The organism is Bordetella petrii (assembly GCF_017356245.1).
GTDB lineage: Bacteria > Pseudomonadota > Gammaproteobacteria > Burkholderiales > Burkholderiaceae_B > Bordetella_A > Bordetella_A petrii_D.
The window spans coordinates 352,146-367,175 of record NZ_JAFMZZ010000001.1 but is presented as its reverse complement, the minus strand read 5'-3'; the positions used below and the strand labels follow the sequence as shown (position 1 = coordinate 367,175).

19 protein-coding genes and 2 tRNA genes are annotated in these 15,030 nt (G+C 63.9%); 11 read left to right on the top strand and 10 right to left on the bottom strand.

Annotation, left to right across the window (positions count from 1 at the left end):
• Positions 1–10: 10 nt before the first annotated feature.
• The 4 genes from J2P76_RS01835 to J2P76_RS01820 form a co-directional block, all read right to left on the bottom strand.
• Positions 11–283: a hypothetical protein gene (locus J2P76_RS01835; protein ID WP_207404097.1), complete on the bottom strand. Its 273-nt coding sequence runs from the start codon at positions 281–283 to the stop codon at positions 11–13.
• A 123-nt stretch (positions 284–406) separates the two neighbouring features.
• Positions 407–625, bottom strand: coding sequence for a helix-turn-helix transcriptional regulator (locus tag J2P76_RS01830; protein WP_207404095.1), 219 nt, complete (start codon positions 623–625; stop codon positions 407–409).
• Between the two features lie 148 nt (positions 626–773).
• Positions 774–1,430: a hypothetical protein gene (locus tag J2P76_RS01825; protein WP_207404093.1), complete on the bottom strand. Its 657-nt coding sequence runs from the start codon at positions 1,428–1,430 to the stop codon at positions 774–776.
• On the bottom strand, positions 1,427–2,779 hold the full coding sequence (locus J2P76_RS01820; RefSeq protein ID WP_207404091.1) for an integrase: 1,353 nt from the start codon (positions 2,777–2,779) through the stop codon (positions 1,427–1,429). Before J2P76_RS01820 ends, J2P76_RS01825 begins: the two co-directional genes overlap by 4 nt.
• A gap of 130 nt (positions 2,780–2,909) precedes the next feature.
• On the opposite strand from J2P76_RS01820, the gene J2P76_RS01815 reads away from it, so the two are divergent.
• A tRNA-Ser gene (locus tag J2P76_RS01815) sits at positions 2,910–2,983 on the top strand.
• A gap of 492 nt (positions 2,984–3,475) precedes the next feature.
• On the opposite strand, the gene J2P76_RS23560 is transcribed toward J2P76_RS01815, so the two are convergent.
• Positions 3,476–3,760 carry a hypothetical protein gene (locus tag J2P76_RS23560; RefSeq protein WP_242697262.1) on the bottom strand — a complete coding sequence of 95 codons (285 nt, stop codon included), beginning with the start codon at positions 3,758–3,760 and terminating at the stop codon, positions 3,476–3,478.
• A gap of 22 nt (positions 3,761–3,782) precedes the next feature.
• On the opposite strand from J2P76_RS23560, the gene J2P76_RS01805 reads away from it, so the two are divergent.
• From J2P76_RS01805 to J2P76_RS01790, 4 genes are all read left to right on the top strand, one after another.
• On the top strand, positions 3,783–5,057 hold the full coding sequence (locus tag J2P76_RS01805) for an NAD(P)/FAD-dependent oxidoreductase (protein ID WP_207404089.1): 1,275 nt from the start codon (positions 3,783–3,785) through the stop codon (positions 5,055–5,057).
• Positions 5,058–5,100: 43 nt separating this feature from the next.
• A complete protein-coding gene (locus J2P76_RS01800; protein ID WP_207404088.1) occupies positions 5,101–6,126 on the top strand; it encodes a Bug family tripartite tricarboxylate transporter substrate binding protein in 1,026 nt (341 codons plus the stop codon).
• Positions 6,127–6,143: 17 nt separating this feature from the next.
• Complete coding sequence (locus tag J2P76_RS01795) at positions 6,144–7,910, top strand: gamma-glutamyltransferase family protein (protein ID WP_207404087.1); 1,767 nt, start codon at positions 6,144–6,146, stop codon at positions 7,908–7,910.
• Between the two features lie 168 nt (positions 7,911–8,078).
• Positions 8,079–8,672 (top strand): BPSL1445 family SYLF domain-containing lipoprotein, encoded by a 594-nt coding sequence (locus J2P76_RS01790; RefSeq protein WP_207404086.1) that lies wholly within the window; start codon positions 8,079–8,081, stop codon positions 8,670–8,672.
• A 94-nt stretch (positions 8,673–8,766) separates the two neighbouring features.
• Here the strand turns inward: J2P76_RS01790 and J2P76_RS01785 are convergent, their stop codons facing one another.
• The 3 genes from J2P76_RS01785 to J2P76_RS01775 all read right to left on the bottom strand — a co-directional run bounded on the left by J2P76_RS01785 (position 8,767) and on the right by J2P76_RS01775 (position 10,315).
• Positions 8,767–9,084: a hypothetical protein gene (locus tag J2P76_RS01785; RefSeq protein ID WP_207404085.1), complete on the bottom strand. Its 318-nt coding sequence runs from the start codon at positions 9,082–9,084 to the stop codon at positions 8,767–8,769.
• A gap of 80 nt (positions 9,085–9,164) precedes the next feature.
• A complete protein-coding gene (locus tag J2P76_RS01780; protein WP_207404084.1) occupies positions 9,165–9,623 on the bottom strand; it encodes an Lrp/AsnC family transcriptional regulator in 459 nt (152 codons plus the stop codon).
• A gap of 71 nt (positions 9,624–9,694) precedes the next feature.
• Complete coding sequence (locus tag J2P76_RS01775) at positions 9,695–10,315, bottom strand: hypothetical protein (protein WP_207404083.1); 621 nt, start codon at positions 10,313–10,315, stop codon at positions 9,695–9,697.
• Positions 10,316–10,472: 157 nt separating this feature from the next.
• On the opposite strand from J2P76_RS01775, the gene J2P76_RS01770 reads away from it, so the two are divergent.
• A complete protein-coding gene (locus J2P76_RS01770; RefSeq protein WP_207404082.1) occupies positions 10,473–10,718 on the top strand; it encodes a hypothetical protein in 246 nt (81 codons plus the stop codon).
• A gap of 133 nt (positions 10,719–10,851) precedes the next feature.
• Here J2P76_RS01770 and J2P76_RS01765 read toward each other — a convergent pair whose 3' ends face one another.
• Positions 10,852–12,288: a PLP-dependent aminotransferase family protein gene (locus J2P76_RS01765; protein ID WP_207404080.1), complete on the bottom strand. Its 1,437-nt coding sequence runs from the start codon at positions 12,286–12,288 to the stop codon at positions 10,852–10,854.
• 517 nt (positions 12,289–12,805) lie between these two features.
• Between J2P76_RS01765 and J2P76_RS01760 the strand changes: the two genes are divergently transcribed.
• Positions 12,806–12,882: transfer RNA gene (locus J2P76_RS01760), tRNA-Met, on the top strand.
• Positions 12,883–12,988: 106 nt separating this feature from the next.
• Positions 12,989–13,351: a hypothetical protein gene (locus tag J2P76_RS01755; RefSeq protein WP_207404078.1), complete on the top strand. Its 363-nt coding sequence runs from the start codon at positions 12,989–12,991 to the stop codon at positions 13,349–13,351.
• 2 nt (positions 13,352–13,353) lie between these two features.
• On the opposite strand, the gene J2P76_RS01750 is transcribed toward J2P76_RS01755, so the two are convergent.
• Positions 13,354–13,704 carry a hypothetical protein gene (locus J2P76_RS01750; RefSeq protein WP_207404076.1) on the bottom strand — a complete coding sequence of 117 codons (351 nt, stop codon included), beginning with the start codon at positions 13,702–13,704 and terminating at the stop codon, positions 13,354–13,356.
• A 177-nt stretch (positions 13,705–13,881) separates the two neighbouring features.
• On the opposite strand from J2P76_RS01750, the gene J2P76_RS01745 reads away from it, so the two are divergent.
• The 3 genes from J2P76_RS01745 (at position 13,882) to J2P76_RS01735 (ending at position 14,962) form a co-directional block, all read left to right on the top strand.
• Complete coding sequence (locus J2P76_RS01745; protein ID WP_207404075.1) at positions 13,882–14,010, top strand: entericidin A/B family lipoprotein; 129 nt, start codon at positions 13,882–13,884, stop codon at positions 14,008–14,010.
• 110 nt (positions 14,011–14,120) lie between these two features.
• The gene (locus tag J2P76_RS01740) at positions 14,121–14,552 is read left to right on the top strand and encodes a BPTD_2524 family lipoprotein (protein WP_207404074.1); all 432 of its coding nucleotides are present in this window, start codon (positions 14,121–14,123) and stop codon (positions 14,550–14,552) included.
• Positions 14,552–14,962 carry a hypothetical protein gene (locus tag J2P76_RS01735; protein WP_207404073.1) on the top strand — a complete coding sequence of 137 codons (411 nt, stop codon included), beginning with the start codon at positions 14,552–14,554 and terminating at the stop codon, positions 14,960–14,962. The genes J2P76_RS01740 and J2P76_RS01735 overlap by 1 nt, the downstream gene beginning before the upstream one ends.
• The last annotated feature ends 68 nt before the right edge of the window (positions 14,963–15,030 follow it).

The window sequence follows — 15,030 nt, the reverse complement described above, 5'->3', positions numbered from 1 at the left end:
TGCCTCCTCTTCAGAGGCCGTATGAAGGCACGTAGATTTCGCGCGCTAGAACGGCGTGCAGTCTCCCTTGGATATCATGGTCGAGCAGTTCGTAGATGGCCGCTAGATCAGGGGCATGCAACAGCGTCCCATTCCTGTAGTGGTACTGCAATCCATATAAGAATGTACGGCCCATAGCGGTGCCCGGCGCGGCCGGTTCTCGAATGGCCTGTTGCATGGCGGTAATAGCTGCATCAACACGGCGCGCCGATTGGATGCGCTCGCTAAGTTCTCTATAATTCATATGCTTTCCAAGAAGCCGCGCTCCCGGCCACCCACATCGCGCCTTGTGGATGGCGCGGGGGTTCTTTGTTTGGCGTTGGCGTGGCGCTAAATCAAACGGGGTCTTGTCGTTATGCGTCGCGGATTAGCGAATTCCGCGTGTAGCCTGGATGCGCGCCTCGATCCACGCGTCGATTTCCTCTTCTACCCATGCCACGGCGCGAGTGCCGATTTTCACGGGAGCAGGAAATTCGCCGGCGGAGATAAGCTCATACATAGCCGAATGGCCTATGCCGGTTTTGTGGTGAACGGCCGGCTTGCGGATCAGCCGGCGGGATGGGGTAGCAGCGGCGGGGGTGGTCATGGCGGATGGCTCCGGGTTGTTGGGGACACACTCGGATCATCCGGATTTGTGGGGCTGCCGGTAATGGTCAATAAATCGCGTAGTCGGATGAATTAATGACCCTCCGGCGAATGAGCCACGCAGGCTGAGCGTTGTGATTTACCTGCGGCTATTCATTCGTGGCGCGCCGTATGTTGCGCTCCCCGGTGGGGGCAGGAATTTGACAGTCAATCAAGATGTTTTCGGCTCGCTCTCGGGCACTTTCGGCCGTTAAGCCCGCAACTCTCAATTTTTCTACCAACCACCGCAATAGATCGTTACGCAACGCCTTTTTGCCTTTGGGTCGGCCACGTTTTTGAGGGTATGCCTCAACCGCATCTGCTAGCGTTCGCTTGGCATGACGGACGATGATTGCGAGTTTTCTCAATTCTTGCTCCGTTGCGACGGCTGTAGCTTCCCACGCGACGCCTCGAGCAAGGCCCGCAGACGCTAGATGCGCTCGGACGATGGGCGGCAAGCCGCCATGAGGCGAAAGTCGCAGTAGCGCCTCTATCGCTTGGGAATAGTCGTCGATAGCTTGTCGATCATCGTTTTGTGTCGGCCATGCGGGAACATCGTTCGTACCGTTCTTGATAGCATCGCTAAGTCGGACGCTTGCTAGCCGCTCGCGTAACTCATCGAGAAAGCCGTCGCTACGTTCAAGGCTCTCTCGAATATCGGTCAGTCGCAGCCTTTCATAAATGTCATCGCTTCTCTTGCTTCCCTCGCTTTCACCGGGCAATCGAGTGTCCAGCCAAGCACCGTATATGTGTTTGCGCTCGCTCATGCTACAGTCCCCGCTGTGCGCGCCGGCAGCGTTACGATGTTGTTGCCGGGTTTCCGTTGCAATAACGCGTTTAACGTTTCCAGGGCTGTGCGCTTTTCATTGATGTAGTCGTATGCGTCGTAACTACGATCTTGCACGCCGGATATGCCATGCGACAGCAAACGCCCGCGCGTATCTTTCGATACGCTAGCCTTGGCAAGGATGGTCTCTACGCCGGATCGCACGCGTTTTAGTTTGAACCTCGGTATCTTGTCGCCCACGATTTCAGCGGCCCACCGGCTTAGGGTTGTTGGCGCTACATGTGTTTCTCCGCCATCAGTTGAAATGGCATAGGTGCCGCTGGTTGGCAGGTTCTTTATTGCAGCGGCCGCTGCTTTGGTCAACGGCAAGATGTGAGCGCGGGGCTCTCGTCCAGGTCTTCCCTTGCCGTCGTATATGGTGATTTCGCTCTCGCCGATGTCTTCGTTGCGGAGTCGAACCAATTGCGCGATACGTTGACCACCGGTCAATAAATGCAGGCGCAGCATTGCGCCACGTAGATCGGGGATGTCTCGAATGATTCTCCAATACGTGCGCATTTCTATGTCCGACAGTTCGTCTTTGTCTGTCCTGTTCTTTGATTCATCTGGCGCGGCATCGGCTGCCGGGTTCGTCGTGATATCGAAATTTTTAAACAGAATAGGGATGGCTGGCTTTGTTCTTGCCGCCCGTGCAATTTGATAGGCGGACCGCAAGTAGCTGCGCAGCTTGTTCGCGGTTCTGCCTTTTCCGAGTTCATGCAGCCGTCGCATCATGTCGGCCACGTTGTCTGTCGTTATGCCATTAGCAGGCCTATCGGCCATGTCGGGCCACGCTTCCTTGATGTGCAGATTGAATATGCTGGCGGCATCACGATGCGCGTCCCTTTTCAAGGCCTTCAGGTATTTGCAGTATTCGTCGCACAGTCGTGCAAGCGTAAATTGCCCCGCCGCTCGCTTGGCACGTTCGGCAGCCTCTTGCGCCTCGCGCAGTTCTTGCTGCTCCCGGATTTTCTGTTCTCGCAGAGCGGGCCACCCGCCTTGATCCCTGTGGTTATGGTGGTCGGTTGCCTTTTTTTCTGCAGCACGTTCTGCCGCCGCGATGGAGTACCGACCGCCTTTGTCAGGATCGAGTTGCTTGGGCGGGATTGTTGATCGGTACTGGCCGATAAGCACGCGTTCGCTTTTTGTGCCCATCGAGTAGCGCCAATAAAACATGATGGCACCGTTTGCCTGCTTGCGCGCTTGTAGTGCGCCGGTGGGTTTGACCTTCCGCAGCGTGAGGAATGTACCGGGTTTCAAGTCGCTTAACGATTGCTTGGTCGTGTCCATAGTTTTGTCCGCTTATAAGTAATTGCCAGATCATTGCCAGATTTGGCCTGCATGGTGCCGGATAGCTATGGATGATTATGGACGAGAAAATTGTTTGTTTTCAATAATTTATCCGTCTGGCGTATGTTGACGGATTTTACTGGATATCCTCATAACGGACTCATAATCCGTTGGTGCTCGGTTCGACTCCGAGGGGGCCTACCAAGTGTTGACGCGGGTTTCCGATCAGTTCGGAAACCCGCTTTTTTGTGGCCCGCGGGCTGCTGCGCAAAGCGCGGCACGGCGCGAGCCAGACAACTGGTTACCGACCTACGTTCTCTGTTTCGAAGCCTGGCAATACACTAGCGCTGCTTTCAACTTCCGACCAAAACTATGAAAATCTTCTGTGCTCTGGCCATCATGGCCGCATTGCTGGGCGGCTGTGCCGTGTATACGCCGGATGGCGCCGTCGTCGTTGATCCGTATGGCGGTGGGGGCGGCGGCGGATTCTGCCCGCCAGGGCAGGCCAAGAAAGGCAACTGCTGATGCATCGATAAAAAAAACCCCGCACGGCAAGCCGGGCGGGGCTAAAAGCATTACCAAGATGTGTGCGTAGTACCTGGAGAGAGTAGGTGCTTCACACAGAAACTACGATAGACGAATCGCTGGCCGTGCGGGGTCGGAAATTTCCTCAGCGTCAATAGCTTTTGCGGTAGATCAAGCCGTATTCTTGCTGATGGCGCGCGCCGTGCGAATCACCAACGGCCCGAGATCTTGCCGGGCCCGTTCCAGCAACCAGCGAGACGTGGGCGCAGAGATATAGCTGTAGCCCAGCCCGACCGCCTTGACGGTGACGCGATAGCGTTTGATGCGGGCGTCTTTCTTCAGATAGCCGCATTGTTCCAGTGTATAGGCCACCCGCTGCGCCGGGCCGGCTTCGTTTCGCCTCTTGTCCCGTGGATTGCAAAAATGCCAGGGCCGATAAATAATATCGAATATCAAATCAACTATATCGATATACGATATGCCATCGATGCATCAGGTTGTGCCGCCTTCGGTAGACGTAGCCATCATTGGGGGCGGCATCATCGGTGTTAGCACCGCCTATGCCCTGGCCCGGGCCGGGGTGCGCGTATGTGTATTCGAAAAGGGCGTGCTGGCGGGCGAGCAATCGTCGCGCAACTGGGGCTGGGTTCGCACCCTGGACCGCGATCCGGCCGAGGTCCCGCTGGCGATGCGGGCCAACCATCTGTGGGGTGACATCCAGGCCTGCACCGATGTGGGCTTTCGCCGCACCGGCATGCTGTATTTGCAGGAAGGCAGCCGCGATGCGGCCCGGCACCAGCATTGGCTGCACACCGCACGAGCATTCGGCCCGGATGCCATGATGCTGGACCGCGCCCAGGCTTTGCGCCATCTGCCCGAATCGCCCCGGGCCTGGAGCGGGGCGTTGTACAGCGCGTCCGATGGCGTGGCCGAGCCCGGCATGGCCACGCAGGGCATTGCCGGCCTGGCCCGGCAGCATGGCGCCGGGGTGCTGGAGCACTGCGCCGTGCGCGGGCTGGACATCGAAGCCGGGCGCGTGGCGGGTGTCGTCACCGAGCACGGGCCGGTGCGGGCGCAGGCCGTGCTGCTGGCCGGCGGCGCCTGGTCGCGCCTGTTCTGCGGCAACAGCGGCATTGAGTTTCCGCAGTTGAAGGTCAGGGGTTCGGTGCTGCGCACCCAGCCGTTCGACGCGCCGCTGGCGGCCACCGTGAACGCCCGCAATTTCACCTGCCGCAAGCGCGCCGACGGCGGCTACACCGTATCGCAGTTCGGCGCGTCCATGGCCGACGTGGTGCCCGACAGTTTCCGGCTGATGGGCAAATTCATGCGTGCATGGCTGGCCAACAATGCCTTCGTGAAGGTGCGTTTCGGCAAGCGCTTTTTCGAAGAGCTGGCCATTCCGCGCCGCTTCGGCCTGGATGCCGCCAGCCCGTTCGAACGCCACCGCGTACTGGATCCGGTGGCATCGCCACAGGCCGTCAAGACGGCATGGCGCCGGCTGACCGAGACGTTTCCCGTGTTCCGCGGCGCCAGTATCGGGCGCGCATGGGCAGGCTATATCGATGTCACGCCGGACGCCTTGCCGGTGATGTCGCCCGTGGACGGCCTGCCCGGGTTCTTCCTGGCCTCGGGCTTTTCGGGCCACGGGTTCGGCATCGGACCGGCCGCGGGCGAGTTCATGGCCGATCTGGTGCTGGGGCGCACGCCGCGCGTGGATGCGCGCCCGTTCCGGTTTTCGCGTTTCACCGAATAGGCCGTAAGGGCCTGACGATTCGGATCAACCAAGGAGAGTTTCTATGGTGAACGCTGTAGCTGATGACACGAGCGGCACGCCTGGGCGCCGCCGGTTCGTGGCGGGCCTGCTGGGCGGCGCGGCGCTGGCCGCGGGGATGCCGGCCCGCGCGGCGCCGGATCCGGCCGTGGGCTGGCCCGAGCAACCGATCCGCCTGGTGGTGGGTTATCCGCCCGGCGGCGGCACCGATACCGTGGCGCGCCTGCTGGCCCAGCAGTTCTCGGACAGCCTGGGCCAGCAGGTGGTGGTCGAGAACCGCCCGGGCGCCAGCGGCACCATTGCCACCCAGCAAGTGGTGCGCTCCGCGCCCGACGGCTACACCCTGCTGTTTGCCACCGCTTCGCCACTGACCGGCGCGCCCCTGACCATGAAGGGGCTGCAGTACGATCCCATGAAAGATCTCGATCCCATCACGCTGGTGGGCAATGGGCCGTTCATACTGGTGGCCAATCCGGCATTCCCGCCCAATACGCTGCCCGAATTGGTGGAGTACGCGCGGCAGCATCCCGGCGAGATCAATTACGCGTCGCCGGGCAACAGTACCGCCAATTATTTTTTCTGCGAGCTGCTCAACATGGAGGCGGGCATCAAGACAGTGAACGTGCCGTACAAGGGCAGCTCGGCCCTGGTCAATGACCTGATCGGCGGCTATGTGCAGTACACCCTGGAAACCCCGGGCACGACCTTGCCGCTGATACGCCAGGGCAAGCTCAAGGCGCTGGCCATCTTGCATGACCAGCGGCTGGCCAAGGCGCCCGATATTCCCACCACGATCGAAGCCGGTTATCCGCAACTGGTGGGCGGCTCGTGGTATGGGCTGCTGGCGCCAGCCGGCACGCCGCAGCCCATTATCGACAAGGTGCAGCAGGCCACCGTGGCCGCGCTGAAGACCCCCGCCATGCGCACCGCCCTTGAAGAGCGCGATGTGCTGGCGCGCGGCAACACCCCTGAAGAATTCCGCCAGTTCATCGAGGCCGAATATCGCAAGTGGGAAGACGTCACCCGCCGCATCGGCATCAAACCTCACTAATAATCCAGGCGCACACCATGGCCACCACGACATCCACCGATCCCGACCTGACGCAAGGCAGCGCGCCGCTGTCCATGCGTCCCACCCTGGCCGGCCTGGACCACATGATTTCGGCCGGACACTACCTGGCCGCCCAGGCCGGCGAGCAGATCCTGCAGGCCGGCGGCAATGCGGTCGACGCGGGCGTGGCGGCGGGCATTGCGCTGGGCGTAGTGCAAAGCGATATCGTGAATGTGGGGGGCGTGGCGCCGTGCCTGGTGTACGAGGCCGTCACGCGCAAGGTGTGGAGCATATCGGGCCTGGGCTGGTGGCCCCGGGCGGCCAGCCTGGACCTGTTCCTGGGCAAGCACGGCGGCCGCATTCCGGCCGGCGTGCTGCGTACGGTGATTCCCGCCGCGCCGGATGCATGGATCACGGCGCTGGAGCGCTTCGGTACGTTCTCGTTCGGCGATGTGGCGGCCGCCGCCATCGGCTTCGCCCGCGACGGTTTCGTAATGTATCCCTTGATGGCCGAAGTCCTGGCGGACCACCAGGACGATTATCTCCGCTGGCCATCCAGCGCCGCCGTCTATCTTCCGGGTGGCCGGCCGGTGGCCGCGGGCGAGATCTTCCGCCAGGCCGACCTGGCGGCCAGCCTGCAATACATGGCCGACCAAGAGCGCGCCCATGCCGCGGGCGGCCGCCTGGCCGGCCTGGATGCGGCGCGCCGCGCGTTCTACCAGGGCGACATTGCCGCCGCCATTGTCGACTACCACCGCCAGCACGGCGGGTTGATGACGCACGACGACCTGCGCGGTTTCTCGGTTGACGTCGAGCCCGCCCTGACCACCGATTTCCACGGCACGCAGCTGTATAGCTGCGGCTTCTGGTGCCAGGGGCCGACGTTGCTGCAGATGCTGAACATCCTGGAATCCCGCGACCTGCGTGCGCTGGGGCACAATTCCGCGCCGTATATCCACTTGCTGACCGAGGCCATCAAACTGGCCTTTGCCGACCGCGAGGTGCACTACGGCGACCCGCGCCACAAGGCCGTGCCGCAAGACATCTTGCTGTCGAAGGCCTATGCGCGCAAGCGCCTGGCGATGATTCTGGCCGACCGCGCCGGGCCCGATATTCCGCCGGCGGGCGATCTGGCCGATGCCGGCCTGTCGGCGCCGCGCATGTTCGCGCCCGAAGACACCCGCCGCACCGATCCGCGCCTGGACACCTCGTACGTGGCGGTGGTGGACAAGCATGGCAACGCCTTTTCGGCCACGCCCAGCGACGGTTCCTACAATACGCCAGTCATTCCGGGCACGGGCCTGTGCGCATCCAGCCGCGGCAGCCAGTCATGGGCCGAACGCGGCCACGCCAGCGCCATCGGCCCCGGACGCCGTCCGCGGCTGACACCGAATCCTTCGCTGGCGCTGCGGCCGGGCAGCTATGTCATGCCATTCGGCACGCCTGGCGGCGACGTGCAATGCCAGGCCATGCTGCAAACCTTCCTGAACATGGAGGTCTTCGGCATGGATCCGCAGCAGGCTGTCGAGGCGCCGCGCTTCGCCACTTTCAGTTTTCCCTCGTCATTCGAACCGCACAGCGTGCAGCCTGGCCGCCTGATGATCGAAGACCTGGTGGCCCGACCGGTGGGGGACGCGCTGGCGGGCATGGGCCATACGGTGCAGTGGTGGCGCGACCGCAATTGGCGGGCCGGCGCCATGTGCGTGGTGCGCCACGACACCGATACCGGCATACGCTGGGGCGCTGCCGATCCGCGCCGCCCGGCCTATGCCCTGGGACGCTGATCGGCCCGCCTGGCGCCAGACGTAACGGATAACTACCGCCGGCCGCTGGGGGGCGCGTGGAGAATCCCCTTGTTGCAATTGGCAGGGATGTCTTGCCTGCCAGTGTGTCCTGGCCGCGAACAGGCGAGTACAGTGAAAGCGTCCCTTCAAGAACAACAGGAGCGTTCCATGCTGAATACATCCTCCACACTGCGGCGCGCCGCCACGGCCGCGATGGCTCTGGCCCTGGGCGCAATGGTGATGTCGGGCTGCACCACCACCAAGCCCGAGGCGTCGGCCAGCGCGACCGAACAGCGCCAGGAAATCAACAGCGGCGCCGACGCTACGCTGAGCAAGCTGTACGAGACTTCGCCGCAGGCCAAAGACCTGGTTCAGCGCGCGAAAGGCGTGCTGGTGTTCCCGTCGGTGCTCAGCGCCAGCTTTATCGTGGGCGCCCAGCACGGCAAGGGCGTGCTGCGGGTGGGCGGCGCCAATGCCGGCTACTACAGCACGACGGCGGGCTCGATCGGCTTCCAGGCCGGCGCGCAGTCCAAGGCAGTGGTGCTGTTGTTCATGACGGATCAGGCGCTGGCGCAGTTCCGCAACAGCAATGGCTGGACGGTCGGCGCCGATGCATCGGTGGCGGTGGCCAATGTGGGGGCCAATGGCCGCATCGACACCAATACCGCCAAGCAGCCCATCGTGGGCTTTGTCATGAACAATGGCGGGTTGATGGCGGGTGTGTCGCTCGAAGGCGCGAAAATCGCCAAGGTCGACCTCTGACGCCGGGCGGGCGCGCCGCGCGGCAATAGCAAAATCCGGCGCTTCAGGGCGCCGGATTGGCATGCACGGCCGCCGCGGCGCCTGGCGGCCCCCGCTACGAGCCCGCCGCGCCGCTGTTCTTGGGAGCCGGCTTGTCCACGCAGGTGAAGTCGATGGTGGCTTCCTTGGCCATCAGGCCGGTTGCGTGGTTCGACGTAACCTTGGGCTGCGACAGGCGCTGGCCCAGCGATTCGCAATGGTCTTCGGCCTGCTTGCGGGCGATATTCTTCACTTCTACCCAGGTCTGGAATTTGGCGCCGGCGTTGTATGTGACGCGATAGGTATCGGCGCCCGTGGTGGACACTTCGCTCATGCTGGCGCATGCGGAAAGCAGGGAAAGCGCCAGGGCGCAGGATAGAGGACGAAGCAGCATGAAGGTTCCACGAATGAAATCAGTGCTATTACAAAGCACCTGGCGGGGGTCATGCAAGCGCGCGCGCCGGCCCCGCGGGTTCAGCCCGGGCCGATGGCATTGCGGCGGTCGAGCTTGCGGCTGAGCACGATCGATGTCTGGGTCTGCTTGACGCCGTCGAGCAGGCCGATGTGATCGAGCAGGTCGTCGAGCTGCTCATGGGTTTCGCAGCGCAGGAACACCAGGTAATCGAACGGCCCGCTGACTGACGATACCTCTTCCACTTCGGGGATCTTGCCCAGTTCGCGTATCACCGCCGCTGGCGTCTTGGGCAGCACGCTGATAAAGCAGTACGCCCGCACGGCGGCGTCTTCCAGCCTGTGTCCAAGGCGCACGCCATAGCCCGCGATGGCGCCGTCGCGTTCCAGCCGTGCCAGCCGGCCCACGACCGTGCTGCGCGCCAATTTCAGTTTGCGCGCCAGAATCGCGGCGGGCTCGCGCGCATTGGCCTGCAACAGGCTGAGCAGCTGGCGGTCGATGGCATCGAGTTTGTCGGGCATGGCAAGAACGGGGCGGGCAGGGCGCTGTATGCAAAATACAGGGCTGCCGCCCGGCAAGTCAATGCGCCGGTTCAGTCCGGCTCGGTGGGCAGCCCGCCATGATAGATGCGGCCGTCGAACTCGAACTGGGCAATGGTCTTGGCGGCCGCGTCGAATATCCGGTCTTTCTGGGCCGGCGCCAAGTGTTCGACATCCTTCAGCGTGAAGCGGCATGTGTCGGTCCTGCCGTCATAGCCGGCGCTGTCGACGAACTGGCTGACGCCGTAGTCGTCGGCAAAGTGCGCGAATTCCCGCAACTGCTCCATTTCGTGGAAGGCGCCGGTCGCGCTGACCAGGGTCATGCCCAGCTTGGCCTCGCGCGTGACGGGACGGCCGGCGCCCCGCTTGCGGTAGGCGCCGGACAGCGGCGGTGGCGGGGCATCGTCGTGGTCATCGAAGCGGGCGCCGATGGTGCGCATGCGCGCGAGCACGGCGCGCCATTGGGCGGGTTCCAGCGCCAGCCGCGCGGCCATGTAGAACACGCGCTGCCTGCCCAGGCGATGAACGGTGGGGGTTGCAGTGAATGCCTGCCAGGCTGCCTGGTCGTCCAGGCCCGCCAGCTGGGCCATTTGCGTGTTGCTGTATCCCAGCGCGTCTTGCAGGCCGCGCAAGGCCTGGGGGCTGGGCGGAACATAGTGCTGCAGGGTTTTCATGGCGCGGCTCCGGTGAGGCCGGATGCGCCGCCGGGCAGGCCCGGCCGGCGCGCCCGGCATGGCGGTTCCATGCATAAATGCTAGCGTGCCGGCTGCCGCTTTGCCAAGCGGCGTGCGTGCTAGGATGCCCGGCAGGAAACTCATCTTGCGAGGCTATATGGATACCCAGGAACAAATCGCCGTTATCGTGCATACCATTTCGCACCAGGGCGGCCGCATCGACGCGCTGAATGCCGTCATGGCGTCGATGCTGCACTTGGCCAAGTCGTCGCCCGGCCTGCGCGAAGCCATCGAGGCCCAGCTCGAACAAAATTATTCCAGCCTGCTGGCGCGTTCCGAAAACCCGCAGTATGTGGCGGGCTTTGAAAGTGTGCGCGATGCCGTGCAGGCTGCGCTGAAATAGTCCGGTTTACTCACAGCTTCTGTGGACAAGTCTTGGGATAGCCTGGGCACAGGCCGGAAATATCCTTGTGCAACAACAGCTTGGGTAAAGCGGTCAAATCCTGACTGAACTGCGCCTGACTGAACTGCGCGTTTCAGCCGCCGCCGGCCACGATCGCGCCCAGCGCGCGCATGGCCTGGTCCATCTGCGGCGTGTAGGTCGAACCGCAGCTCAGCCGCAAAAAGTGGCTGTAGCGGTCTGAATTCGAAAACATCGTGCCCGGCGCGATGCGGATGCCCTGGGCCAGCGCCTGTTCGAACACCTGCGTGCTGCTGCGCTGGCCGGGCATCTCTACCCACAGCAGCATGCCGCCGGCCGGCACGTTCAGGCGCGTGCCGGCGGGAAAATAACGGTCGATGGCCTCGGCGACCCGCACGCGCTGTACCTTGAGCTGCTGGCGCAAGCGCACCAGATGGCGATCGTAGGCCTTCGAGCCCATGTATTCGGCCACCGCGGCCTGGGCCAGCGGTTCGTTGGGACGGCTCTGGGCGAATTTCAGCATGGCGGTGCGCGACCCCCAGCGTCCGCCCGTCATCCAGCCCAGCCGCATGCCCGGGGCCAGGGTCTTGTGCATCGAGGCGCAATAAATGACGTTGCCGGTGTGGTCCCACGATTTGATCGCCGGACGCACCTGGTTGTCGTCGCAAAGCATGCCGTAGGTATCGTCTTCGATCAGCGGGATCTGGTGCCGCTCGCACAGGGCCGCCAGCCGCGCTTTTTCGGTGTCCGGCATGACGCAGCCCAGCGGATTCTGGAAATTGGGCACCACCACCACGGCGCGTAGGTGCGGATGGGTCTGCAGCGCCAGCTCCAGCGCATCCACCGATATGCCATGCTGCGGGCTGGTGGGAATTTCCAGGGCGCGCATGCCCAGGCTTTCCAGAACCTGCAGCAGCCCGAAATACACCGGCGATTCGACGGCGATGGTGTCGCCCGCCCTGGCCACGGCGCGCAAGGCCAGATTCAGTGCCTCGATGCACCCATGCGTGACCACAATGTCGTCGGGGGCCAGGTTCATGCCCAGTTCCAGCGCGCGCCGCGCCAGCACGCCGCGCAGCTCGGGATGGCCCATCGGCGGCACGCGGCCGACCAGCATGTCGGGATGCCGGCGCAGCGTGCGGATCATGGCCTGTTTCAGCGCCTCGGCGGGATAGTGCGCGGGGGATGCGGACGCCAGGGCAAAGTTCACGCTGGTGACGTGGCGGTCGCATTGGGCGATGAAATCGGATACCCGGTCGTGGATGCCCACATAGCCGGCCGGGTCGAGCGGCTGGCCGGGATCCGGCTCCTGGGCGGGCAGGGTGGCGCCACGATGCCGGGCCCGCACAAAATAGCCGGAGCGGGGGCGCGCTTCGATCAGGCCGTCGTCTTCGAGTTGGCGGCAGGCCTGCAGCGCGGTCGACAGGCTGACCCGATGGGTGCGCACCAGCGCGCGCACCGATGGCATGCGTTCGGCCGGCGCCAGTACGCCGCTGTGGATGGCGCGGCGATAGTGGTCGGCCAGGCGCTGGTAGAGAGGTTGCGCGTCCATGCAAGCATCATGCGCCGGGCGGGTGGCCGCCGTAAGGCACAGTTCCCAGGAAACCACACCATAACAGATCAGAAAATACCTGTCTGTTGCGGTACAGAAACCCTGTCGGTGTGCCTGTCACGCCTGTGGCCCAATGCGTAAGCTGGAAGTGACTTCCATCACGATCCGGGGATCCGCCGCCATGATTGCCGAATATACCCATCCGACCCGCCAGCTGATGCTGCGGCGCGGCGAAACCCGCGTCTTGTGGGGCGCCGCCGGCATGGTGCTGGTGTGCGCCGAGGGCACGGTGCACCGCATCGAACCCGTCCCCGGCTATGACGAACCCTGGCCTTATACCGTCGGCGTGGCCATGGGGCCGGGTGAATCGTACGTGTGCGAGCAGGCGCTGCGCCTGCAGGTGACCGCCCAATCCGAAGCCAGGCTGTTATGCCTGCAACCGGCCCGTTGGTGGCGTGTACTGCCCCGGCGCCTGCTGCGGGCCGGCGCGAAATATGCTATGATTTCATTCATCAGACGCGGGGTGGAGCAGTCTGGCAGCTCGTCGGGCTCATAACCCGAAGGTCGTAGGTTCAAATCCTGCCCCCGCAACCAGTTCATGAAGGCCCGGCGCAAGCGCCGGGCTTTTGTTTTTTGCGCGCCGAGCAATGCTTGAGATACCATGCCTGAGCCGACCGGTGGACTTTCCAGGAGACGCGCCATGGGCACTGCCAAGTATGATCATCCGGGCTATATCGCCGATATCGGGCCGCAAGGCAGGTACTACGTAGGCGTATGGTGCCCGCACGGCTATCCTGCCCACGTGCATATCGGCAATGCCGGCGTTGCGCAGGCCGATGCCGGCCTGCGGCTGCGCATTCCCGATGGGGCGTTCCAGTCGCTGTCGGACGATTTCGAAACGCTGTGCCGGCGCGCCATCGGCCAGGCCCTGCAAAGCGGGCTGCTGCGCGATGGCCTGGGCGGTTTCCAGGAAACCCGCCTGGCGCTCGATACCCAACCCTGGAGCGGCCCCATGCAGGCGGCGGCCGCGCACGAAGCGGACAGCGCCGCCGTGCAATCGTAGCGCTATGAGGCGCGGCCGCCCGGGCGGCCCAGCATCGCCACCAGCGCCTGTTTCAGGTGCGGCGAAAAAATCGGCACGGTGTGCGACACGCCGTCGCGATCCACGCCTTCTTTCAAAGTAACCGACTGTCCGTCGAAGATGTCGGGCGCCTTGCCCGATTCGACATAATGCGCAAGCAGGGCATCCACCTGCTCTTGCGCGGCCGCCAACGGCGCGGCTACCGCCAGCTGCTGCGCGGCGTGCGCCTGCAGCACGCGGTGCAGGTCGTCGATGAACAGCGCCAGCGCGGCCTGGCCGCGGCAGTGGGGCTGCTGCCAGCCCCAGTTCTGGTCGGTGGGAGGATCATTCTGCATATTGCCATGCTATACCATCGCGGCCCTTGCGTGTGGGGTGCCTGCCGACGTGGGTGCTTGCGCATTGTTCTTGGCGGTTCGGCGGGAAACGGTGCATGATTGCGTTGCCGGTTTACTGCGATCCGGCACCGGACACGCCGTGCGCGTCCGGGTTGTTCACCGTGCCAAGGAGAAACCATGAAAAACAGAATCCTGCTCGTTGCGCTGCTTGCCATGGCAGCCATTTCCGCCGGCTGCAACACGATTGCCGGCGCCGGCAAAGACATCGAACGCGGTGGCGAAAAAATCCAGAAGGCCGCCGACTGACGCCTGCCCGCCGCCCGCCCGATCCGATCCGGGCGCGGCGGCATCTCGCCGCCGGGGTGCCGCAGGCCTGATGCATAATGCCACCTTGGACTGATTCGGCGGGAATGAACATGCGCATCTTGGGCCTGGCAGTATTGACCGTCGCGGTCGCACTCAGCGGCTGCGCCAGCAAGGGGTTGTTGTCCGGCGATCCGCCGGGCGCCACCGCCACTTTTGCGGTGCAGGCCGATTTCCAGGCAGCCTATCGCCGGGCCGGCGAATATGTGCGGGTGTGCCACGAGCAGCGGCGCCATCCCTACGGCATTGTCTATATGTCGCATCACAGTCTGGGCCAGAAAGGCGCGCCCAACGAGATCCGGATCTACAAGAAAACCGAGCCTGCCAAAATTCTGGAAATCATTCGCGCACAGCCCGATGGCCCGGCCAAGTCCCAGGTCACCGTGCAGGCGCTGGGCGACGCGCCCTGGGACCAGGCGGAAGTCCAGGCTGCCCAGGCTTCCATCCAAAGCGCCACCCCGGTATGCCGGCCGCTGGCGAACTGATGCCGGCGCCGGACGCGGCGCGCAGAGGAGCATATGCGCTGCTGGCCGCCGCGGCACGCTGGCTGGGCTGGCTGAACGCCATCGGTGCATTGGTTGAAATGGGTTTCAGCCTGGGCGTGCTGGGCGCAGATGTGGCGCCGCCCGACCTGACGCTGCCCTTGGCAATCTTCCTGGCGGGCGTGGTTGCCTGCGGAGGGGCCATGCTGTGCTGGGGCCTGGCGCAGGTGGGGGCGTCGGCCGAGCGGCCGCCGCGCCGATGCGTGGCGGCGGCGGTATGGCTGGGCGCGGCTGCGTACATTTTCAGCCTGCTGGCATTCGCCGCGGGCTGCTGGTTGTCGGCGGGCATGGCCTTCGACGCGGCTGGTGACTCCATGGGCGCCGCGTATACCGTACACGCCACAGCCTGCTGAAAACCGCTTGCGGCGCACAAATCGGCGGGTTTAATATGCGCATTGCGTATATTTTCTACCAACCCGGG

Excerpts from the sequence above, each read along its gene's own strand:
- J2P76_RS01740 (WP_207404074.1), top strand. The coding sequence starts at position 14,121 with ATGCGCATCTTGGGCCTGGCAGTATTGACCGTCGCGGTCGCACTCAGC.
- J2P76_RS01785 (WP_207404085.1), bottom strand. The coding sequence starts at position 9,084 with ATGCTGCTTCGTCCTCTATCCTGCGCCCTGGCGCTTTCCCTGCTTTCC.
- J2P76_RS01825 (WP_207404093.1), bottom strand. The coding sequence starts at position 1,430 with ATGAGCGAGCGCAAACACATATACGGTGCTTGGCTGGACACTCGATTG.
- J2P76_RS01780 (WP_207404084.1), bottom strand. The coding sequence starts at position 9,623 with ATGCCCGACAAACTCGATGCCATCGACCGCCAGCTGCTCAGCCTGTTG.
- J2P76_RS01755 (WP_207404078.1), top strand. The coding sequence starts at position 12,989 with ATGGGCACTGCCAAGTATGATCATCCGGGCTATATCGCCGATATCGGG.
- J2P76_RS01745 (WP_207404075.1), top strand. The coding sequence starts at position 13,882 with ATGAAAAACAGAATCCTGCTCGTTGCGCTGCTTGCCATGGCAGCCATT.
- J2P76_RS01820 (WP_207404091.1), bottom strand. The coding sequence starts at position 2,779 with ATGGACACGACCAAGCAATCGTTAAGCGACTTGAAACCCGGTACATTC.
- J2P76_RS01770 (WP_207404082.1), top strand. The coding sequence starts at position 10,473 with ATGGATACCCAGGAACAAATCGCCGTTATCGTGCATACCATTTCGCAC.
- J2P76_RS01800 (WP_207404088.1), top strand. The coding sequence starts at position 5,101 with ATGGTGAACGCTGTAGCTGATGACACGAGCGGCACGCCTGGGCGCCGC.
- J2P76_RS01790 (WP_207404086.1), top strand. The coding sequence starts at position 8,079 with ATGCTGAATACATCCTCCACACTGCGGCGCGCCGCCACGGCCGCGATG.
- J2P76_RS01735 (WP_207404073.1), top strand. The coding sequence starts at position 14,552 with ATGCCGGCGCCGGACGCGGCGCGCAGAGGAGCATATGCGCTGCTGGCC.
- J2P76_RS01750 (WP_207404076.1), bottom strand. The coding sequence starts at position 13,704 with ATGCAGAATGATCCTCCCACCGACCAGAACTGGGGCTGGCAGCAGCCC.
- J2P76_RS01830 (WP_207404095.1), bottom strand. The coding sequence starts at position 625 with ATGACCACCCCCGCCGCTGCTACCCCATCCCGCCGGCTGATCCGCAAG.
- J2P76_RS01775 (WP_207404083.1), bottom strand. The coding sequence starts at position 10,315 with ATGAAAACCCTGCAGCACTATGTTCCGCCCAGCCCCCAGGCCTTGCGC.
- J2P76_RS01835 (WP_207404097.1), bottom strand. The coding sequence starts at position 283 with ATGAATTATAGAGAACTTAGCGAGCGCATCCAATCGGCGCGCCGTGTT.
- J2P76_RS01805 (WP_207404089.1), top strand. The coding sequence starts at position 3,783 with ATGCCATCGATGCATCAGGTTGTGCCGCCTTCGGTAGACGTAGCCATC.
- J2P76_RS01795 (WP_207404087.1), top strand. The coding sequence starts at position 6,144 with ATGGCCACCACGACATCCACCGATCCCGACCTGACGCAAGGCAGCGCG.
- J2P76_RS01765 (WP_207404080.1), bottom strand. The coding sequence starts at position 12,288 with ATGGACGCGCAACCTCTCTACCAGCGCCTGGCCGACCACTATCGCCGC.